The sequence below is a fragment of the Streptomyces sp. NPDC088350 genome (assembly GCF_044753545.1).
In the GTDB taxonomy this organism is placed as follows: domain Bacteria; phylum Actinomycetota; class Actinomycetes; order Streptomycetales; family Streptomycetaceae; genus Streptomyces.
This window is the reverse complement of sequence record NZ_JBIVNL010000007.1, coordinates 377,186-393,604: the sequence shown is the minus strand read 5'-3', so window position 1 is coordinate 393,604 and position 16,419 is coordinate 377,186. Positions and strand designations below refer to the sequence as shown.

The window sequence follows — 16,419 nt, the reverse complement described above, 5'->3', positions numbered from 1 at the left end:
CGTAGCCGTCTCGAAAGGCAGCCATTCACTGTCAGGGACGCGGAAGTTCCGCGCGGGATCGTACTCGGTCTCCGGCTCGGGGTTCATGGTCGGAGGGTACAGCCTTGTACCTACGAGTTCCAGACACACGCATGCCGTTTGTAGGTACAAGATTCTTTGCCGCACGGCTTGCTTTGTAGGTACAACGGGGCTAGCTTCGTACCTACAAGACCAACCCCGGAAACGGGGGCGGCCCAAGGCCGGTGCTACCAACACCGACCGAGGGCCTAACGGAACACCTGCTACCAACAGGAGAACCGCTATGGCACATGCTGCCATGCTCCGACAGCGCCACATCCGCGCCGCCCAGGCTGTTGACCTCGGTGTCCTCTACACCTCGATCTCGGCCGGCATGCTGCTGGCCCGCCGGTACCTCACCGGCCGCGGCATCGACCAGGAGTTGCCGGACCGCTACGGGTCCGCCTTCGGTCGCACCGCCGCCAAGATCTACCGCAGCGCCACGGGCAGCGAGCCCCGCCGCGCCTGGTCCCTCGTCTCCGGCAAGTGGCGCCGCGTGAACGGCTACCTCCCCGCCGAGACCGACGTCCTCGACGAGGCCTTCACCACGTACAAGCGCACCGCCGAGTACGTCGTCGAGGCCGCCCCGGTCGAGGCCGAGGACGGCTGCCGGATCCCGGCCTGTGTCGGCACCTGGCACTACGACAAGACGTGCGTCGCGGGGCTCGCCGAGGTCGCCTTCGACGGCCCCGACGTTGCGCTCGCCGCAGAACTGTCGGCGCCCACCACCGGCGGCACGCCGTCCCTCGTGGCCTTCATCTACAACATGTCGAGCCTCAACACCCGCCGCGAGATGCGGGACCGCGCGTCGGCCGCCGAGTTCTCCGCGCAGCTGCGCCGCCTCGCGGACGCCATCGACGGAGCCTCCGCCTTCCTGCCCGCCTGACCACAGCTTCAACGGCCCCCGCACATGCGGCGGCCCCGGCGAGGAGTCATCACCTCCCGCCGGGGCCTCGGCCGAACCCCTCTCAACCAGGGAGAACGACCATGCAGGACACCGTAGCGCGCGCCGCGCAGCAGACCGTCGAAGGCCAGCCCGGCTGGCACCTCGCCCCCGCCCGATTCGGCAAGCCCGGCAGTCAGGCCGACGCGATGGTGCCGTGCCCCGACTTCTGCGGCGAGAACCACGTCGAGGACTGGAAGCACCACCTCGTCGACCTCGACCACTGGGGGCCCACCGTCGCCGACTGGGACGCCGACTCCATCCTCAACCCCGGCGCCCGCCTGCTGGCCCTGTCCGCCCGCCTGTACCTCGACCCGAACAGCGACGACCCGCGTATGTCCGGCGCGAGCGTCCGTGTCGACGACGAGTCGGTCGACGCGTTCTGGACGCCGGAGATGACGGAGCAGGCCGCTGACGGCCTGATCGCGTTCGCCGCGAAGCTGTACCACCTCGCCCGCCAGGCCCGCACGTTCAACGAGAAGGCCGGCCGGACGGACGACACCGAAGCCCGCGCGTGGCAGTCGCTGACGCGCGACGACCTCACCCGCCGACCGATCGCCTCCCTGCTGAAGGTGTTCGGGGTGGACGTGGTCGAGGCCGACGTCGAGTCGGTTGTCCTGCGCGGGGAGCCGGGGGCGATGAAGCTGCACGTTCTGCCGGACGTGCCGCAGTGCCTGCGGGAGGACTTGGCCCGCCGCGCCCTGTTGGCCTGGTTCGACGCCCGCCAGGGTGGTGACGTCTGATGCCTCGCCGCAACAGCAACGTCGTTCAGAGCCGCGACGAGCACCGCATGGAGATGGTGGCCGCGGACGGGATGCCCCTGCGGGTGCCCGGCCGCCGCGTCAGCCGCAAGGCCCGCCGCAAGGGGTGCGCGGCATGAACGAGGAGCAGAGGGCCCGCAAGTTCGTCGAGCGCCACTTCCCGGTGACGGCCGCGTTCCTCGCGGCCGAGGCCGGCGAGGGCGAGCCGCCGGTGTTCGGGCCGGGCGGTGTGCAGAACGCTCACGATGACCAACCCGAGCCGTTCGTCGTCGTCCGTGTCGCCTATCGCTTGTCCCGCTTCGAGCTGTTCGCGGCGCTGGCGGACGGCTACGCGACCACCAACACGGGCGCGAACCCCGATGACATGACCGTTCAGCAGATCCGTTCCGACGTCGAGTCCTACCTGTGCGGCGCGTCGTGGCGGGACATGGAAGACCTCGTCGAGACCGTCGCCGGGCAGATCGAGCGCGGTGACCACCCGGAGCAGATGGAGGCCCTGAAGCGGGCCATGGACCGCGCCTACCCGCTGCACCACGAGGCGCCCGCCATGCAGTCGCCCCGCTATGCCGAGGGCACGGTCACCTTGCAGACCCTCGACCGCGGCGAGGTCACCATCGGAGAACCGTCGTGGTGCACGGGCCATGAGGGCGAGTTGGTCGGGCCGCTGTCGGAGGTGTCGCACGACGGGCCGGAGACCGCGGCCTTCGTCGACGCGGGGCGTCTCGGTGAGGTGCCGCTGATGCGGGCCAACCTGACGCACGCCCCGTATCTGGAGATCGACCGGGAGCCGCACCCGCTGGTGTACGTCGAGGCGCTTGAGGCGGCCTCGTTCGACGCCGACGGTCTGCGGGCGCTCGTCGCCACCGGCCGCACCTACCTCGACCGCCTTGGGGCCCTGGCCGGCCAGCTCGACGAGCTTGCCGAGGAGGGGTCGTCGTGAAGAAGCGATGGCCGATCCCGCGGCCCACGGAGCACGCCGCTTTGAGGGCCTGCACCGGCTCGCCGAGCCTTCCGTCGTCGCCGTCCCTGTTCGCCGGCCTGGTGACCGCGCAGGCACTTGGGGACCGGCACGGCCAGAACCTGTTTGCCCACGCCATCGCCCGCCTCGGCGGGGAGAGGGGTCAGTGATGGACGCTCAGCTGGAGAAGCCGTTCATCTTCACGTGGACGGGTGCCGAGGCCTCGTCGCTGCGCCAGGCCCTCCGTGTGACGCAGGACCAGTTCGCCGAGTACCTGGGCGTCTCGGTTCGGACCGTCTCCCGCTGGGACACGACGCCGGCCGCCCGGATCTCGCGGGGCATGCAGGACGCTCTCGACACCGCCTACGAGCGGCTGAACACCTTCCAGGTGCAGCGCTTCCTGCACGCCCTCAAGCGCAGCCAGCCGCGCGAGGTGACGTCCCCGGTCGTCATGGCCGCCGAGATGACCCTCATGCAGGCCCGCATCAACGAGCTGCAGGAGCAGCTCGATTCGAAGGAGCACCAGTCATGACCGTGACTCTTGAACGCCTGACGGACGTGCCGGCGGTTCGCGGCATGACCGCTCAGCACACCCTCGTCGACCCCTACGACGAGCCGCACGCGGTCATCGGCCTGCGGGTCGTCGTGAGCCGCGATCTCCTGGCCGCCGCCGTCGACATGGGCGTGAACAAGTACTACCGGCCCGGCGAGCGCCACCCCGACGACCTGACGGTCGAAGAGGTCCGCTACTTCGCCGAGGCCTACCTCCTGTCAGAGAGCGCGCTGGACCTTCAGCAGGGCGCCGAGGCGATGGCAGAGATGGCCGCACCCGACTTCTACGACCGGCGCACTCACATCCTCGTCCTCGCCATGTACCGGGCCGTCGACCGCGCATACCCGAAGGCGGCCGGCGCATGAACACTCCAAAGCTGCTGGCCCATACATCGCTCGCGGCCGGCGTCATCTTCACCGCGACCGCCGAGTACAGCCTCGCCCGGAAGATGGGCGCCATGGAGCCGGTAGCCGTCATGCTGCCGGTCGCCATCGACGCCTACGCGGTCGCCGCGCTGAAGCGTTTCCGGTCGTTCGACATCACGCTGTCGCTGCTCCTGATGGGGGCGGCGCAGGTGTCGGCGCACCTGCTCGACTCGCACGTGATGAAGGTGAACGGCTGGCTCGTCGTCGTCGTTTCGCTGCTCGTGCCCGTTGCGATCTGGCGTACCCACGCCCTCGCTCGGGACGACGACCAGGCGCCCGCCGAGCCGGGAACCTTGGATGTTATCCAGGGTTCTCCGACCGCCACGGTCGAGCGCGTACCTGCCGCCCCGGAGGCGTACCCGGCGATCGAGGCGCCCGTACCTGCCGTACCCGAGGCCGTACCTGCGGGCGCCCGACTGCTGCCGACGTTCGACTGCCCGGGAGAGCTGAGGCGTGCCCTGCGGCACGAACTCCCGGCCCCTGTACTCGCCGCCGAGTACACCCGTCCGCGTCCCGAGGTACGGGCTGAGTACGTACCCGAGCCCGCGACAGAGCCCGTACCCGACTGGACGGTCCCGGGCGACTACGCCGACGAGCACGGCCAGCCGACCGAGCCGGAAGAAGAGGTCGAGTACCCCGACCCGCTGATCCCGAAGGTACGGGCCGACTTCCCCGACGACGTACCCGGAGTACGGCGCCTCAAGGAGACGTACAGCATCGGCCAGCCCCGCGCCCAGCGCATCCGCGACGAACTGATGGGAGTCCGGTCATGAAGTGGCTTCTCGTAGGCGCCCTGCTCGGCCTGCTCCTCGTCTTCCCGTCCCTGCTCGCCCTGGTCGTCACCGTCGTCGCGGCGCTGCTGTCCAAGCCCGTCCTGGTGGCGTTCGGCCTCGGCCTGACGGCCGGTGTCCGCTCCCGCCGACTGCGGAGGTGGGCGCCGTGAGCGAGGCCCTGGAGAAGGCGGAGGCCGCGGCGAGAGAGGCGGCGACGAACACGGCCGCCGTGCAGCTGGCGCTCGCCGCCGTCGAGCTCGCCAAGGTGGCCACCGCCCAGCAGGCGCCGGCCTGCCAGCGCCAGCACGAGGCCAAGTCGACGTTCGACGCGAAGAAGTGGTGGACGATCGGCGGCCTCGCGATCGTCGGCGGCTGCGTCGCCTGCGCCCTGGCCCTCGCGTTCGCCCTCGCCTCGGTCGCCGTCGCCATCGGCGCGACCTGCGCCACCGCCTGTCTGGTCGTGCTCCGCAGCATGTGGCGCGACTTCACCAAGACCCGTTGACCAGGAGGAATCCCATGGACCGTGCCAAGCACCTCAACCTTGCGGACGCCGCCGTCCGCCGTGCCGAGAACCTCGCCGGGGACGCCGAGAGGTACGCCGGCGGCAACGACTACCTGCACAAGGTCGCCCCGTTCGCCGCGGCTGGCGCCTTGTGGGCCGACATCGCACGCGCCCATGCCGCGGTCGCCGCGGCGCTGACCACCACCGAAACGGAGCGCTGACCATGCGCAGCTCATACACGCGCGGCGAGAAGGTGCGCCTGGCCTGGCTCGTCGCGAAGGCCGCGAAGCAGTCCATGGCTGGTGACCGCAACGTCGACACCATCGACCCGCGCATCAAGCGGGAGGCCGACCAGATCGAGAAACGGGCCGCCGAACGCGGAGAGGCCGAGGTCAGGGCCGTTCAGCAGCGCCTCGGGCAGGCCCGCCAGGACGCCGCGACCGCGAAGGTCACCATGCGCACCAGCAAGGGCGCGGAGCGGGCCGCCGCCCGACGGGCGATGCACGACCACGAAGCCACTGCCCGCCGCCTGCAGCGAGAGCTCAACAGGTACACCTGACGCCGCCACGGGGCGGCCGGAGGTTCCTAGGCCGAGTACGGCCGCCCCGTGTACCCGATCACCCATCGAGCAACCGGAGAAGCCAGCATGACGGATCTTCACGTACCCGCCAACGACGAGGAGGCGGGTACACCCGTACCCGTCGTACTCGACAAGCCAAGTACCCCGAGTACGCCCGCACCTGAGCCCGTACCCGCCGAGGTACACCCTCGCCGCCGGATCCGTGTCCCGTCCCTGCGCCGCGTCGTCGTCGAGACCCGACAGAACCCCGCCTACCGGCTCGCTGTCCGGCACGGCGCCTACACCTGGGGCGGTGTCCGCATCCTGACCCGCCGTACCTGGGAGGCGCGCACCGCGGCCGTGCACCACCGCATGATGCGGATCGCGGAGGCCGCGGGCAACGAGGAGATGGTGCAGAAGTGGGAGCAGCGCGCCTACGCGTACAGGTTCGCCAGGCACAAGCGGCGCATGGACCTGCTACAGCTGGCCATCAACCTGCCAAAGGCCGTGTTCACCACGGTCGTTGCCGGTACGGGCGTACTCCTGATGCTGGGGATCATGATCGCCTGGCACAACCACGACGTCGCCGACGTCCTCGGTCCGCTCGACGCTGTGATTCAGCTGGTGGCGTGGCTGGGGTTCGTCGCCTCGGTGATCTGGGATCCGTTCCTGTACTCGCTGCCGTTCCTCGCCCTGGCCGGCGCCTGGATGGTCGGGAAGAGTCAGCGGACGGCCCCCACGTGGGCGCTCCCGGCTGATGGTGACGAGCGGGACGTCGTGCCTGATGAGAACGCCATCATGCGCGCGCTGGGCAAGCTCGGCATCGCCCCGCTGAACGCAGCCCTGAAGGAGGGCTGGAAACCGCGTTGGGTGCAGCCGTCGACCCGGTCCGGGAACGGGTGGCACGCGCAGCTGCAGCTGCCGGAGGGTGTGCCCGTCGAGATGATCGCCGACAAGAAGTCGACGCTGGCTCACAACCTGATGCGCAAGCCGATCGAGGTGTGGCCGACCGAGCCTCGCGACCAGGCCGGCGTGCTGGACCTGTGGGTCGCCGACCCTGGTGTACTCACCAAGCCGGTACCGTCCTGGCCGCTTCTGACGGAGGGCACCACCGACTTCTTCAAGGGCGTCCCCGTCGCACTCAACGCGCGCGGCGAGCAGGTCATCGGGAAGCTGATGGCCGCGAACTACCTGATCGCCGGAATCATGGGCTCGGGTAAGTCGTCGCTGGTCGTCTCGCTGCTCCTCGGCGCGATGCTCGACCCGCTGGTCGAGATCGACGTGCACGTACTCGCGTACAACAGCGACTACGACCCGATGCGCCCTCGCCTGCGAAGCCTGGTCAAGGGCGACGACGACGAGCACGTGGTTGCGGCCATGGACACGCTGCGCGCCCTCGCTGCCGAGGTGTCCCGCCGAGGGCAGGAACTGGAACGCATCGGCACGGACACCAAGGTCACTCGCGAGATGGCGGAACGCGACCCGTCCATGCGGCCCCGGATCGTCGTGATCGACGAGTGCCACGAGCTGTTCACCCACAAGGAGCACGGCAAGGAGGCTAAGGAACTGGCGCTCAAGGTCACCAAGAAGGCCAGGAAGACGGCCATCGTGCTGCTGTGGGTCACCCCGGATGCGGATGCGGCGAGCCTGCCGCGCGGGATCTCCAAGACCGTCTCCCACCGGGTCGCGTTCGCGATCAACGACCACCAGGGCAACGACGCGATCCTCGGCACCGGCATGCACAAGAACGGCTACTCGGCGACCACCCTCGTCGCAGGTGAAGACGTCGGCACCGCCATGGCCGCAGGGTTCGGGAAGACTCCCGGGCTGATCCGCTCCTACTACGTGCGGAAAGAGGCTGGCATCGACGAGGTGACGCCGGTCGTCCAGCGGGCTATGGCGCTGTACGACGGCACCGGGCCGGCCGACATGCCGACGTTCGAGCCCGTTGACCACCTTGCAGACATCGCCACCGTCCTCGGGCACGAGCCGAAGATGCTCACTCTGGACATGCTGCACGGACTGAAGGACCGCAATCCGATCGAGTACGGCTCGTGGTCGCCCCGGGACCTGAAGGCCGTCCTCGATGAGGCCGGACACGGCGAGTACAAGACCGGCGGCAAGATGCACGTCGCCCTCGACCGCATCCTCGACGCCATCGCCGCCCGCGACGACGACGCCCCGGACGACGAAGACGACGAGGGAGGCGCCGAGAACTGAGGGAGTTCTCCCTGCCCGCCTCCCTACCCCGCCTCCCCGTGCTTGACCTGGGAAGACAGGGGTTTAGGGAGGCAAGGGAGGCAGTCGCGCCTGTACCCCAGGAAACGGGAAACGGGCACTTCAGCCTCCCCCTCTGCGCCTCCCTCCCTACTTCCGAAAGGGGCACTATGACCACCACTTGGGACTCGCCGCCGGAGACGCTCGGCGAGCACATCGCCCGCCTCGCCGCCATCGAGGCTGGCGCGGACAGCGTGGACGTGTGGCAGCCGATGGTCATACCCGGGCTGCTGCAGAGCTTCACCTACGCGGCAGCAGCCATCCGCGGCACGGTTCCGGCCCTGCCGCTTGAGGTCGTCGGCGAACGCGCCGAGGAACGTCGCCACCGCCTCGACCGGCTCGGCCGGCCTGGAGCCCGCAGCATCACAGCCGTCATCGACGAATCAGCCCTGCACCGGCCCGTGGGCGGCTACGCGGCCCTCGTCGACCAGTTGGAGCACGTGCTTGCCCTCGCAGCGCTGCAGCCGTCCCTGACGGTCCGTGTGCTGCCGCAGGGGCTTGAGGCCCACCCGGGCCTGGCCGGAGCCTTCACCCTGTACCGGGCAGGCAGGCAACGGGCGGTGCTGATGGAGTCGTTGACCGGCTCGACGATCAGCACCCGGCCGGAAGACGTCGCCGCCTACAGTGGCGCCTGGGAACGGCTCCTCGGCCTAGCACTGCCGGAACGGGAGTCAGTGGAACTGATCGAGGGAACACGGGAGACGCTTTGCCGCAGGTGGAGGACGAGCCGCTGAACTGGGCGACGTCGAGCTATACGGACAGCACCAGCTGTGTCGAGTGGGCGCGGCCCGCCGCGGGCGTCCTGGTCCGTGACACGAAGGACCGCGGGCGGGGGTGTGTACGGCTCACAGAGCCCGCCTGGCGCGCGTTCGCCGACTGGGCGAAGACCGCGACCGTCTGACACGTAAAGGCCCCCTGCACGGTCGTAACGGCCGTGCAGGGGGCCTTTCTTTGTTCCTGGGGTACGCACCAGGTGCGTACCCCTGTCAGCCGTCGAGGGGCTCGGCTCCGTGCGCCGCGGCGATGCCGTCGATGCGATGGGCGAGGTCGAAGTCCGCCTCGGTCAGCTTGTGACCGGCGTCGTGCGTGGTGATCCCGAACCGGATCTTCCCCCACCGCAGATCGATGTCCGCGTGATGGCTGATGAGCCGCTCGACGTCCGCGACGTGCACGATCATCGCCACGCCCCCGTGATAGCGGATCGAGTAGCTGCGGGTGATCTCGTCGCCCTCCCGCCGCCAGCCCGGCGCGCCGTCCAGCGCGATCACGATCTCGTCCTCGGTCAGCGGCACCGGTGCGTCAGCCACGCGTCAGTTCCCCTCGGTCACGGGCGCCAGAACCCCTTCAAGGTCCCGGCCGACCGGGGCATCCTGCCACGGCCGCATCGCCCTCTGAAGAGTCACCAACTCCCGTCGCATACGCGCCGAGCGGGTCTCTACCGCGATGTCAGCCACCTGCCGGGCAATCTCCAGCGCCTGATCCGGTTCGCCCGCCCACGCTGCCGCTGTGGCGTGCCTGGCCATGTAGACGCCGCGGTCCCGTCGTGCGGTATTGGGGACGATGTCGAGGACCTGCTGCCACAGTGAGGCCGCCTCGGCTCCGAGCCCGAGACGCCCGTAGCAGGTGGCCCGCTGCACTTCGAGGTAACCGGGCGTGCGGCGGCAGGCGTTGCCCCACGGCAGATCGTCGTCGACACGGCCGAGGAGCCCGTCGGCCTGGTCTATGAGCCGGTCGACCGCCGTCCGGTCCTGGGTCAGGCTCGCGCCGTGGGCCTGCTGCTGCATGGCCATGATCCGCACCTTCGGCACCAGCCGGCGGGAGTCGTCGAGGGCGGCCTCGCACAGGTCGATGACCGCATGCCCGTCGCCCAAGTCGGTTCGTACCTGCGCCTGATTGACGAGGGAGTAGCCGATCAGGTGCGGGTCCCGGGAACGCACCGCGATCTCCTGCGTGACGCCCCGCCAGAAGCTGGCGCCTTCCATGTCGCCGGCGTCCTGGAACAGCCAGCCGACGAGGGCCGCGTAGGCGGCACCGACCCGCAGCAGGCCGCGGCGGGTCTCACCCTTCGCCGACCGGATCAGCTTGTCGATCAGCTGGTACTGCGCGGACACGGTGCCGATCAGGTCGTGAGGGCCGAGGAACATGTCGGCTCGGTAGTGGCCTTCCAACTGGGTCTGGAAGTAGTCGATCAGGGCGGGGTCGACGTGCTGCGGGGCGACCGGTCCGGCGACGAGCGCAGCAGCGGTGACGGAGACGAACGCACGGCGCTTCACATCAGCCTCTTCGTGGTGCTCGGGCCGGATCCACCCGGGCGGGGTGGTGAATCCGAGATCTTCGGGCCACCGGCCGAGCGCGTCGTGCAGGACGATCGCGGTCTCTTCCGCCGGCCAGCCAGGGCGGTCGCCTTCCCACCGCCGCCAGGTGCGCGCGGACACGGTGAACTGGCGGTCGTCGAGGAGCTGTTGCCCGTGCGTGGTCAGCCTGGCCGCGGCCTGCTCGATGGTGCGCCAGCCGGCCCGGAGCCGTGCAGCTCTCAAGGCATCGTTGCGGCCCATTCGCCCAGTCTGGAGTGTCATGGCGCCCGTTCCCGGCCATGGCCGCCACGTGGCCACGGATGGCCACGGCTCGGCCTAGTTGCGTCTCACCGTGCCCACCCATCATCGCGTTGTGGCTACAGGACGTACACAGAACGCAGCAGAAGACGATGCGGCAGAGCCCGGCGAACCCCCGCCCGACATCGAGACCATGCGGGCCACCGCGCACCGGGCGCTCGCCCTCGCCGCCCCACCCACCGCGACGGACGTCACGCTGCTGATCGAGCAGCTGCGCGGGCAGGTCGAGCTGATGGTCACCGAGGTCGAGCCCCTCGCCGCCCAGCACGCCGCCACCATGACGGGTGCACTCGCCACCGTCTGCGTGGGCGAGGGCCGCCGCAAACTCGCCGCCGGCGCAGACATCCGCCCCCTCGCCTCCGCGCGGCTCGCCTACGCCCGCCGCCTGGCCCGCGTCCTGTTCGCCCTGTGTGACCACCACCGCAACCTCTCTGGTGCCGACTCATGAGCGGGACGACGACGGACGACGACGCGACCTTGTCGGCAGAGTGCATCGTGGGCCAGCAGCACGGCTACGGCACCGTGCACGACATGTGCCGCCAGACCAAGGACATCCCACTCCCCTACGGTCGCGGCCTGCTCCTTCAGCCGCGGTGCACGTGCATCTGCCATCGCCACCGGAAGGCGGACGCGTCATGACGCCCTTCTGCCGGTATTGCGACGGACCGCTGACCGACCCGGACGACACGGTCCTCCTGTGGCACGAGGAGGGCATGAGCGGACCGGGGCGGGACGTCTACGCCCACCGCGCCCATGCCGACCTCGTCGAGCCTGATCCCGTCCTGCTCCGCATCTTCGCCCGCGTCCTGATCGCGAAAGCCGCACGATCGGGCGACTGAACTCCCGCCCGTCCCCGTACCCCGATCCCCACTGGGGGCGGGCGGGGGCAGGCCCCGACCGGACGCCGATCCGGCCGGGGCCGCTCCGTGGCCTACGGCTTGCGGCCGACCTTCTTGGTGCACTGCTCGCAGCGTTCCCAACCCAAGAACGTCTTCGCCCAGTCGTGCTCAGCGTGGACGCGGACTGTGCCACGGGTGATGGGGTGGGCAGGCTTGCCGGCGTCGATGTCGTATGCGTGGCCGATGACCGCGCGGGGCACAGACCTGCCTGCGGGGTCGGGGTCCTGGGTCTCTACTGCTACTCGCCAAGTTGTCATGGCGGCACCGTAGACCGGTCAGTTCGCCGTGACTGAATCGTCACTCGCGAGCGGCCTCCCTCAACCGCCCCGCCACGGATTGCGGCACGGACCGGCGAGGCAACCATGCCGAGCGGAAGGTGATGGTCGCCGCAAGACGTGCGCCAAGCGAGTGCCATCACCCCGGTAACGCCGCAGGTCAAAGCCCGCACATCGCATGCTCTATGCGGTTAGAGGGCATGCGCGTGGTTGTCAATCACGCGCATGCCACTGTCCAACCCTCAAATGGAACGTAGGCCTCAGCAAGGATCGGTGCGCCACCGCTTTAGGGACTTGATGCGATTGGCCTCGTAGTAGCGGGCAAGATCTTCCTGGCTGATCAGAATCAGCCCACCCTTCGCTTCCTGGCTGTAGGCGAGCCTCCCGGCCGCCAGCCGGCGCCGGACGGTGCGAACGCTGCACTTCATGAGCCAGGCGACCTCACGGACGTCGAAGTATGGAGCGTTGAAATCCGCTGGCCGGGTTGGGGTTGCACTGCGGACCACCACGGCCTACGCCGCCCCGTGTCGTTCCTGACGACTCCTCCGCCGCGAGAGGCGCGGTTCCGGCGGTCTCATCTCAGGGATCGGAGGTGAGTTTCTGGCGGCCTGGTACTGGCCTTCAAGGTAGGCGTCGAGGTCGGCGATCTTGTAGGCGACGTAGCCGCCGACCTTGAAGCTGACGGGCCCGTACTCGATGAGGCGCCACCTTCGGAGGCTGTAGATGCTGGCGCCGACGTGCTCGGCTGCCTGCTCGATCCAGAGGCAGCCCTTGGGGGGATTGGGCTTGGGTCCCTTCCGGTTGCGCATCGGGGGTGCTCCTTGACCTTTGCTCGGCTTCAGTGCCGGGTAGGGCGCTTGCGCGTCAGACGCGGCTCAGGCGGCCGGGCGCTGTGAACACGGTCTGCCTCGTTCACGTCGCCAGCTTCAAGCTCAGCCTTGATAGAAGCCTCGATGTCGGCGATGGCGTAGACAAGCCGGCCTCGGTAGCGCTTGGCCTGGGGGCCCTTGCCGACGTGCCGGTAGTTCCAGAGCGTCCTGAGGCTGAGGCTGAGCCGGCGGGATGCTTCATCGCTCCAGACGTAGCCAGCGGGCGGCGGCGGGGCGCCTTCCTTTGAGGGCCTGGGCATTCGTCTCACCCCTTGCGTTCACTCAGCCGAGTGAACGGCTGGACCGTGAACTGCTCTGTGATCTCACGGATGTTGAGGCCGGAGAACCAGATCTTGTTGCCGTTGTTCACGTGGGGGATTTCTCGGGCGAACGCCTTCAGGGCGAGCGTGCGGGCGGAGAAGGGGAGCCAGAGCGCAGCCTCGGTGGGCTGGTAGTGGAAGAGCAGGCCCTCGACAGTCTGGGGCGCCGGGAGGTTCTCGCCGATCTTGGGCGTTCGAGCCATGCCTCATGGCTGTCCAAGCCGACTCGCGAGAAGACCACTCGATAGTGGGGTTAGAAGATGCCGATTTGAGCCCATTCATACGGAAAGAATGGATCGAACGAGGCGCACGTGGAGAACAGGCCCAGCCAATGCAACAGTGATCAATGCTGCCTAGTGGATGTCATACTCCGCCTCACAGAGGCCGTCGAGCAGCTCACCGTCCGGCAGACGGCCGCCGACCTCGAACTCCGCTGCTTCACCCCCGAAGAAGCCGCGCGACTCCTCGGCAAGACCGAGAACTGGGTCGTCGAAGCGATCCGAGAACGGCGTATCCCCTTCACCTACGTCGGCCGCTCGCCGCGACTCACCGCGGACCACATTCGATGGGTCCAGGCGAACGGCGAAGTACGGCCCAGCAGATACGCCAAGCCCGCCCGGTGACCCCAACTTGGCGGTACCTACACGGGAAGCCGGGGTCTCCGCGCTCAGCCGCTCTGTTCTTCGCCGGCCGGCTTGGCCCGGTCGTCGATGACGATGCGCACGGGGTCGGCGCCGTCGCCGCGGTGCGGCTGGTCGATGACGGCCTGGACGGTCTCGCTGAACCGGCGGTGGAGGTGTTCGGCGATGGCCCGGGTGCCGGGCTCGTCGTCGCTACTGCTGACGCGTTGGAGGCTGGTGAGGGCGGCGACGATGCTCGGCCCGGAGACCTGCACGGTGACCGCTCCGTCCACTTCCTTGACGGAGCCGGGGACACGGAAGTGGCGGTCTCCGGCGGCGTGTTCGACGAGGAAGCTCCAGGCGTCTCGGTGCATCTGGAGTTCGGCGGCGGAGATACCGGCGGCGGCGCGCAGGAGGTCGCCGTCGTTGGCGCCCGGCGCCTGGACGGTGATCTCACGGTCCGGTTCGGTCGAGGCTTGGACAGGTGCGGGCTGTTCGCGTCCGAGGTCGTTGACGCCGGCGCGGATGGCCACCAGTTCGCCACTGATGCGGTTGAGCGGGTCGCCGATCATCTCCTGGTGGCGCTGGAGTCCGTCACGGACGACGGCCCGGGTTTCGGCGAGGCCGGTGTTGAGCGCCGCGGTGGTGTCGCCGCGAAGCTGCTCGATGACTTGCTGCTGGCCCGTTACGCGCTCGCGGAGTTCGCCGAGTTCTCGCAGGATCTGGTGCAGGAGATCAGAGTTGTCCTTACCGAAGATCGCCACGTGCCCCCCTATGGTCGTCGGCCGACCTGGAAAGGGTGAGGTCGGGACATGTCTGCGACAAGGGTGCGAATCAGTCACCCGGAAGCCTCATGCCCATCTCCCCCAGGCTCGCCGCCGCTCCCCGGCGAGCCCGCCCTCCGTGCGTTCCCGTGGAGCAAAGTGGACCTCTGCGAGTACCCGACTACGGCTACCTGTGCAGAGCTGGAGGAAACGGGGTGACGGTGGCCCCGCTCCAGCGGCTGGGTGAGCGTATCCATCCTGCGGCAGGCCTGCGCGTGACCGACGTGGCCTGCAGACTCACATCGAGCACCGCACACCCGGCGAGGTCGCGGAGACCCGCTCGGCGCGACTCAGGGAGCTGTCGGAGTGACCTACGGCACATAGAGAAGCCGCACGGCGGCACTCTTTACAAGATCTATCCGTTCATTGCCTGGTGCGAGCTACCGACGTTGACCTGGGCTTTTAGGCGGCAGACCATACAGAAAGATACTAGATCTTGAGAAACTGTAATGGACTATCTTAGACCTTTGAAGTACCTTCCAACTATGACCACCATGCCCGCTGAAGCGAACTTCTCGGAGCTCATCCAGAAGCCCACGGACACTGTTGCGCGCATGCAGGGCACCCTCCGTCAGGGCATCCGTCTGCATCGCCGGGGCGGAGAGGCAGACCTGTACCTCACAACGGCCGAGCGTGCAGATCAGGTTGTTGAAGTCGTCGACTCCACCACGCGGCTCTTCGTCGCTCTCATGAAGAGCGATCCGAAAGCTATAGAGATGCTGACCAGCGTGTTTCCCGAGGCGTTCCCCTGGGTGCGCTTCCTGCCGGACGACGCGGTGCGAGAGTTCCTTGTCGAGTTCATGGATACGGCCCGAGCTGCCACGGAGCTGGGAACCGTCGCCCCCCTCGCCCCGGTGATCGCATCCTGGAAGGCGACAGCCGAGGTGTACTCGGATCCTGACCTGGCGAAGCGGCTACTGACGTCCACAGAGGGCGACTTCGGCGACGCCGAGCCACCGGAAGTGCCTCCGGCCGAGTGAGATAATGGCCGAGTGACACCTAAGAGAGGCGACGACGCCGCTCCCCCGCCTACCGGTGACGAGTACCGGATCGTCCTGGCAACATCCGAAGCCGCAAAAGGCTGGGAAGACTTCAGGCGCCAGGAGCCGGCGAACCTCCGCTGGGCCTACGACCAGATGCGCGACAACCCGGGCTGCTGCAACCAGCCTCCGAACAGCCGTCACAGCAAGATGAAGCGGGAGTTCGCCACGGGCACGCACGGGGGCCGCACACTCCTGCAGTGGCAGCTGGAAGTAACAGGGGCAGGCAGGATCTGGTACCTGTGCGACGACGAAGAGAAGACCTGCTGGGTGAAGGAAGCTAGCCGAGGCCACCCCAAGGCGACCGAGTAGCCACGCAAAAGGGCCCGCACCATCCGGTGCGGGGCTTCGTCGTTTTACGGCTTCCGATCAGTCCTCCTGCGTCGCGTGCAGCAGTTCGGCGGCGAGCCGTCGCAGTGCCCGGTCCGCGTTGGCGGGCACCTCACGCATGTCTTCGTCGCCGCTGGCGGTCACCACGTCCAGAAGGGCCCGAACTGGCGCCTGGAGTTCGAGGAGGGCTTCCCGGAGTTCGAGGATGATCTCCTGTGCCGTGTCGGCGTCCGCAGGCAGATTAGCGACGTCGAGCTTGGCCGCGGCGGCACGGATCTGGCCGGCAACTTCCTTGCTGAGGCGGATGTTGCGGCTCACTGCTGCTCCTTCTACCGGTGGAGTTGGTCGAGGTACGGCCTGAGCGCCGCGAGCACCGTGTCCGCGTTGGCGAGCCGGACACTGCGCTGATGCGGATCCTGGCCCGCGTCCTAGTCTCCTGCGACCTCCGTCGGGACGGCGGCCTCACGATCTCCCGCCCGTCCTCGTACCCCAGTGCTGTTGAGGGCGGGCGGGTCTCTCAACCTCGGCCAGCTGATTCCTCTTCCTGGGTCAGAGGCGCTATACATCTACGTCGTATGCCATTTACGTTGCGCCATTCAGGCCAGCGGCGGCCAAGTGTGGAGTACCGCCCGCGACAACTGATTCGTTGAAAACCCGCTCTGAGTGGCGAAGCGCTACCTACTGCGTGAGGCTAGACATGCGCGGAAATTCTCCGACTCCAGGAGGTGACCGCCTTGGACAGCGCACTCGTCGGCGTCATAGTCGCTGGTGTTCTGGCACTCATGGCGTTGTGGCATGTCGCCCTCGAAGGACGCAGAGTTC

Annotated in this window: 29 protein-coding genes; 21 read left to right on the top strand and 8 right to left on the bottom strand. The window is 68.5% G+C overall.

Going from position 1 to position 16,419, the window contains the following annotated elements; genetic code table 11:
- Positions 1 to 301: 301 nt before the first annotated feature.
- The 15 genes from ACIQBL_RS26475 to ACIQBL_RS26405 all read left to right on the top strand — a co-directional run bounded on the left by ACIQBL_RS26475 (position 302) and on the right by ACIQBL_RS26405 (position 8,709).
- Positions 302 to 943, top strand: a complete 642-nt coding sequence (locus tag ACIQBL_RS26475) for a hypothetical protein (protein ID WP_401945448.1) — start codon at positions 302 to 304, stop codon at positions 941 to 943.
- A 101-nt stretch (positions 944 to 1,044) separates the two neighbouring features.
- Positions 1,045 to 1,743 carry a DUF6907 domain-containing protein gene (locus tag ACIQBL_RS26470; RefSeq protein WP_401945447.1) on the top strand — a complete coding sequence of 233 codons (699 nt, stop codon included), beginning with the start codon at positions 1,045 to 1,047 and terminating at the stop codon, positions 1,741 to 1,743.
- Positions 1,743 to 1,880 (top strand): hypothetical protein, encoded by a 138-nt coding sequence (locus ACIQBL_RS26465; RefSeq protein ID WP_401945445.1) that lies wholly within the window; start codon positions 1,743 to 1,745, stop codon positions 1,878 to 1,880. The genes ACIQBL_RS26470 and ACIQBL_RS26465 overlap by 1 nt, the downstream gene beginning before the upstream one ends.
- Entirely contained in the window at positions 1,877 to 2,701 is an 825-nt protein-coding gene (locus ACIQBL_RS26460) for a DUF6907 domain-containing protein (RefSeq protein ID WP_401945444.1), read from the top strand. Before ACIQBL_RS26465 ends, ACIQBL_RS26460 begins: the two co-directional genes overlap by 4 nt.
- Positions 2,698 to 2,889 (top strand): hypothetical protein, encoded by a 192-nt coding sequence (locus ACIQBL_RS26455; RefSeq protein ID WP_401945442.1) that lies wholly within the window; start codon positions 2,698 to 2,700, stop codon positions 2,887 to 2,889. Before ACIQBL_RS26460 ends, ACIQBL_RS26455 begins: the two co-directional genes overlap by 4 nt.
- Positions 2,889 to 3,251, top strand: coding sequence for a helix-turn-helix domain-containing protein (locus tag ACIQBL_RS26450; RefSeq protein ID WP_401945441.1), 363 nt, complete (start codon positions 2,889 to 2,891; stop codon positions 3,249 to 3,251). The genes ACIQBL_RS26455 and ACIQBL_RS26450 overlap by 1 nt, the downstream gene beginning before the upstream one ends.
- On the top strand, positions 3,248 to 3,637 hold the full coding sequence (locus ACIQBL_RS26445) for a hypothetical protein (protein WP_401945439.1): 390 nt from the start codon (positions 3,248 to 3,250) through the stop codon (positions 3,635 to 3,637). The genes ACIQBL_RS26450 and ACIQBL_RS26445 overlap by 4 nt, the downstream gene beginning before the upstream one ends.
- Positions 3,634 to 4,470, top strand: a complete 837-nt coding sequence (locus tag ACIQBL_RS26440) for a hypothetical protein (RefSeq protein WP_401945437.1) — start codon at positions 3,634 to 3,636, stop codon at positions 4,468 to 4,470. The genes ACIQBL_RS26445 and ACIQBL_RS26440 overlap by 4 nt, the downstream gene beginning before the upstream one ends.
- Positions 4,467 to 4,640 carry a hypothetical protein gene (locus ACIQBL_RS26435; protein WP_401945436.1) on the top strand — a complete coding sequence of 58 codons (174 nt, stop codon included), beginning with the start codon at positions 4,467 to 4,469 and terminating at the stop codon, positions 4,638 to 4,640. The genes ACIQBL_RS26440 and ACIQBL_RS26435 overlap by 4 nt, the downstream gene beginning before the upstream one ends.
- Positions 4,637 to 4,972 carry a hypothetical protein gene (locus ACIQBL_RS26430; protein ID WP_401945435.1) on the top strand — a complete coding sequence of 112 codons (336 nt, stop codon included), beginning with the start codon at positions 4,637 to 4,639 and terminating at the stop codon, positions 4,970 to 4,972. Before ACIQBL_RS26435 ends, ACIQBL_RS26430 begins: the two co-directional genes overlap by 4 nt.
- A gap of 14 nt (positions 4,973 to 4,986) precedes the next feature.
- Positions 4,987 to 5,193, top strand: a complete 207-nt coding sequence (locus ACIQBL_RS26425; protein ID WP_401945433.1) for a hypothetical protein — start codon at positions 4,987 to 4,989, stop codon at positions 5,191 to 5,193.
- Positions 5,194 to 5,195: 2 nt separating this feature from the next.
- Positions 5,196 to 5,531, top strand: coding sequence for a DUF6257 family protein (locus tag ACIQBL_RS26420; RefSeq protein ID WP_401945431.1), 336 nt, complete (start codon positions 5,196 to 5,198; stop codon positions 5,529 to 5,531).
- A gap of 87 nt (positions 5,532 to 5,618) precedes the next feature.
- The gene (locus tag ACIQBL_RS26415) at positions 5,619 to 7,751 is read left to right on the top strand and encodes a cell division protein FtsK (protein WP_401945430.1); all 2,133 of its coding nucleotides are present in this window, start codon (positions 5,619 to 5,621) and stop codon (positions 7,749 to 7,751) included.
- A 167-nt stretch (positions 7,752 to 7,918) separates the two neighbouring features.
- Positions 7,919 to 8,542 carry a DUF5753 domain-containing protein gene (locus ACIQBL_RS26410; RefSeq protein ID WP_401945429.1) on the top strand — a complete coding sequence of 208 codons (624 nt, stop codon included), beginning with the start codon at positions 7,919 to 7,921 and terminating at the stop codon, positions 8,540 to 8,542.
- Complete coding sequence (locus ACIQBL_RS26405) at positions 8,524 to 8,709, top strand: DUF397 domain-containing protein (RefSeq protein WP_401945792.1); 186 nt, start codon at positions 8,524 to 8,526, stop codon at positions 8,707 to 8,709. The genes ACIQBL_RS26410 and ACIQBL_RS26405 overlap by 19 nt, the downstream gene beginning before the upstream one ends.
- A gap of 85 nt (positions 8,710 to 8,794) precedes the next feature.
- Here ACIQBL_RS26405 and ACIQBL_RS26400 read toward each other — a convergent pair whose 3' ends face one another.
- Together ACIQBL_RS26400 and ACIQBL_RS26395 are read right to left on the bottom strand one after the other, a co-directional pair.
- On the bottom strand, positions 8,795 to 9,115 hold the full coding sequence (locus tag ACIQBL_RS26400; protein ID WP_401945428.1) for a 4a-hydroxytetrahydrobiopterin dehydratase: 321 nt from the start codon (positions 9,113 to 9,115) through the stop codon (positions 8,795 to 8,797).
- 3 nt (positions 9,116 to 9,118) lie between these two features.
- The gene (locus ACIQBL_RS26395; RefSeq protein ID WP_401945426.1) at positions 9,119 to 10,363 is read right to left on the bottom strand and encodes a Twin-arginine translocation pathway signal; all 1,245 of its coding nucleotides are present in this window, start codon (positions 10,361 to 10,363) and stop codon (positions 9,119 to 9,121) included.
- 112 nt (positions 10,364 to 10,475) lie between these two features.
- Between ACIQBL_RS26395 and ACIQBL_RS26390 the strand changes: the two genes are divergently transcribed.
- Genes ACIQBL_RS26390 through ACIQBL_RS26380 form a run of 3 tightly spaced genes read left to right on the top strand, consistent with a single transcriptional unit; the run spans position 10,476 to position 11,259 of the window.
- On the top strand, positions 10,476 to 10,868 hold the full coding sequence (locus tag ACIQBL_RS26390) for a DUF6415 family natural product biosynthesis protein (protein WP_401945424.1): 393 nt from the start codon (positions 10,476 to 10,478) through the stop codon (positions 10,866 to 10,868).
- Positions 10,865 to 11,059, top strand: coding sequence for a hypothetical protein (locus ACIQBL_RS26385; protein ID WP_401945422.1), 195 nt, complete (start codon positions 10,865 to 10,867; stop codon positions 11,057 to 11,059). Before ACIQBL_RS26390 ends, ACIQBL_RS26385 begins: the two co-directional genes overlap by 4 nt.
- The gene (locus ACIQBL_RS26380) at positions 11,056 to 11,259 is read left to right on the top strand and encodes a hypothetical protein (protein WP_401945421.1); all 204 of its coding nucleotides are present in this window, start codon (positions 11,056 to 11,058) and stop codon (positions 11,257 to 11,259) included. Before ACIQBL_RS26385 ends, ACIQBL_RS26380 begins: the two co-directional genes overlap by 4 nt.
- 92 nt (positions 11,260 to 11,351) lie before the next feature.
- Here the strand turns inward: ACIQBL_RS26380 and ACIQBL_RS26375 are convergent, their stop codons facing one another.
- From ACIQBL_RS26375 to ACIQBL_RS26360, 4 genes are all read right to left on the bottom strand, one after another.
- On the bottom strand, positions 11,352 to 11,576 hold the full coding sequence (locus tag ACIQBL_RS26375) for a hypothetical protein (protein ID WP_401945420.1): 225 nt from the start codon (positions 11,574 to 11,576) through the stop codon (positions 11,352 to 11,354).
- 278 nt (positions 11,577 to 11,854) lie between these two features.
- Positions 11,855 to 12,100 carry a helix-turn-helix domain-containing protein gene (locus ACIQBL_RS26370; protein ID WP_401945791.1) on the bottom strand — a complete coding sequence of 82 codons (246 nt, stop codon included), beginning with the start codon at positions 12,098 to 12,100 and terminating at the stop codon, positions 11,855 to 11,857.
- A gap of 6 nt (positions 12,101 to 12,106) precedes the next feature.
- Positions 12,107 to 12,403 (bottom strand): hypothetical protein, encoded by a 297-nt coding sequence (locus ACIQBL_RS26365; protein ID WP_401945418.1) that lies wholly within the window; start codon positions 12,401 to 12,403, stop codon positions 12,107 to 12,109.
- Between the two features lie 325 nt (positions 12,404 to 12,728).
- The gene (locus ACIQBL_RS26360; RefSeq protein ID WP_401945416.1) at positions 12,729 to 12,986 is read right to left on the bottom strand and encodes a hypothetical protein; all 258 of its coding nucleotides are present in this window, start codon (positions 12,984 to 12,986) and stop codon (positions 12,729 to 12,731) included.
- 153 nt (positions 12,987 to 13,139) lie between these two features.
- On the opposite strand from ACIQBL_RS26360, the gene ACIQBL_RS26355 reads away from it, so the two are divergent.
- On the top strand, positions 13,140 to 13,406 hold the full coding sequence (locus tag ACIQBL_RS26355) for an excisionase family DNA-binding protein (RefSeq protein ID WP_401945414.1): 267 nt from the start codon (positions 13,140 to 13,142) through the stop codon (positions 13,404 to 13,406).
- Positions 13,407 to 13,450: 44 nt separating this feature from the next.
- Here the strand turns inward: ACIQBL_RS26355 and ACIQBL_RS26350 are convergent, their stop codons facing one another.
- Positions 13,451 to 14,167 carry a hypothetical protein gene (locus ACIQBL_RS26350; protein WP_401945412.1) on the bottom strand — a complete coding sequence of 239 codons (717 nt, stop codon included), beginning with the start codon at positions 14,165 to 14,167 and terminating at the stop codon, positions 13,451 to 13,453.
- Positions 14,168 to 14,712: 545 nt separating this feature from the next.
- Between ACIQBL_RS26350 and ACIQBL_RS26345 the strand changes: the two genes are divergently transcribed.
- Positions 14,713 to 15,207: a hypothetical protein gene (locus ACIQBL_RS26345; RefSeq protein ID WP_401945410.1), complete on the top strand. Its 495-nt coding sequence runs from the start codon at positions 14,713 to 14,715 to the stop codon at positions 15,205 to 15,207.
- 12 nt (positions 15,208 to 15,219) lie between these two features.
- Positions 15,220 to 15,579, top strand: a complete 360-nt coding sequence (locus ACIQBL_RS26340; RefSeq protein WP_401945409.1) for a hypothetical protein — start codon at positions 15,220 to 15,222, stop codon at positions 15,577 to 15,579.
- Between the two features lie 57 nt (positions 15,580 to 15,636).
- On the opposite strand, the gene ACIQBL_RS26335 is transcribed toward ACIQBL_RS26340, so the two are convergent.
- Positions 15,637 to 15,915 carry a hypothetical protein gene (locus tag ACIQBL_RS26335; protein WP_401945407.1) on the bottom strand — a complete coding sequence of 93 codons (279 nt, stop codon included), beginning with the start codon at positions 15,913 to 15,915 and terminating at the stop codon, positions 15,637 to 15,639.
- Positions 15,916 to 16,419: the final 504 nt, after the last annotated feature.

Coding starts and splice junctions, on each gene's coding strand:
- ACIQBL_RS26365 (WP_401945418.1), bottom strand. CDS start 12,403: ATGCGCAACCGGAAGGGACCCAAGCCCAATCCCCCCAAGGGCTGCCTC.
- ACIQBL_RS26420 (WP_401945431.1), top strand. CDS start 5,196: ATGCGCAGCTCATACACGCGCGGCGAGAAGGTGCGCCTGGCCTGGCTC.
- ACIQBL_RS26345 (WP_401945410.1), top strand. CDS start 14,713: ATGACCACCATGCCCGCTGAAGCGAACTTCTCGGAGCTCATCCAGAAG.
- ACIQBL_RS26375 (WP_401945420.1), bottom strand. CDS start 11,576: ATGACAACTTGGCGAGTAGCAGTAGAGACCCAGGACCCCGACCCCGCA.
- ACIQBL_RS26465 (WP_401945445.1), top strand. CDS start 1,743: ATGCCTCGCCGCAACAGCAACGTCGTTCAGAGCCGCGACGAGCACCGC.
- ACIQBL_RS26440 (WP_401945437.1), top strand. CDS start 3,634: ATGAACACTCCAAAGCTGCTGGCCCATACATCGCTCGCGGCCGGCGTC.
- ACIQBL_RS26385 (WP_401945422.1), top strand. CDS start 10,865: ATGAGCGGGACGACGACGGACGACGACGCGACCTTGTCGGCAGAGTGC.
- ACIQBL_RS26470 (WP_401945447.1), top strand. CDS start 1,045: ATGCAGGACACCGTAGCGCGCGCCGCGCAGCAGACCGTCGAAGGCCAG.
- ACIQBL_RS26360 (WP_401945416.1), bottom strand. CDS start 12,986: ATGGCTCGAACGCCCAAGATCGGCGAGAACCTCCCGGCGCCCCAGACT.
- ACIQBL_RS26450 (WP_401945441.1), top strand. CDS start 2,889: ATGGACGCTCAGCTGGAGAAGCCGTTCATCTTCACGTGGACGGGTGCC.
- ACIQBL_RS26475 (WP_401945448.1), top strand. CDS start 302: ATGGCACATGCTGCCATGCTCCGACAGCGCCACATCCGCGCCGCCCAG.
- ACIQBL_RS26435 (WP_401945436.1), top strand. CDS start 4,467: ATGAAGTGGCTTCTCGTAGGCGCCCTGCTCGGCCTGCTCCTCGTCTTC.
- ACIQBL_RS26380 (WP_401945421.1), top strand. CDS start 11,056: ATGACGCCCTTCTGCCGGTATTGCGACGGACCGCTGACCGACCCGGAC.
- ACIQBL_RS26395 (WP_401945426.1), bottom strand. CDS start 10,363: ATGGGCCGCAACGATGCCTTGAGAGCTGCACGGCTCCGGGCCGGCTGG.
- ACIQBL_RS26445 (WP_401945439.1), top strand. CDS start 3,248: ATGACCGTGACTCTTGAACGCCTGACGGACGTGCCGGCGGTTCGCGGC.
- ACIQBL_RS26415 (WP_401945430.1), top strand. CDS start 5,619: ATGACGGATCTTCACGTACCCGCCAACGACGAGGAGGCGGGTACACCC.
- ACIQBL_RS26460 (WP_401945444.1), top strand. CDS start 1,877: ATGAACGAGGAGCAGAGGGCCCGCAAGTTCGTCGAGCGCCACTTCCCG.
- ACIQBL_RS26410 (WP_401945429.1), top strand. CDS start 7,919: ATGACCACCACTTGGGACTCGCCGCCGGAGACGCTCGGCGAGCACATC.
- ACIQBL_RS26425 (WP_401945433.1), top strand. CDS start 4,987: ATGGACCGTGCCAAGCACCTCAACCTTGCGGACGCCGCCGTCCGCCGT.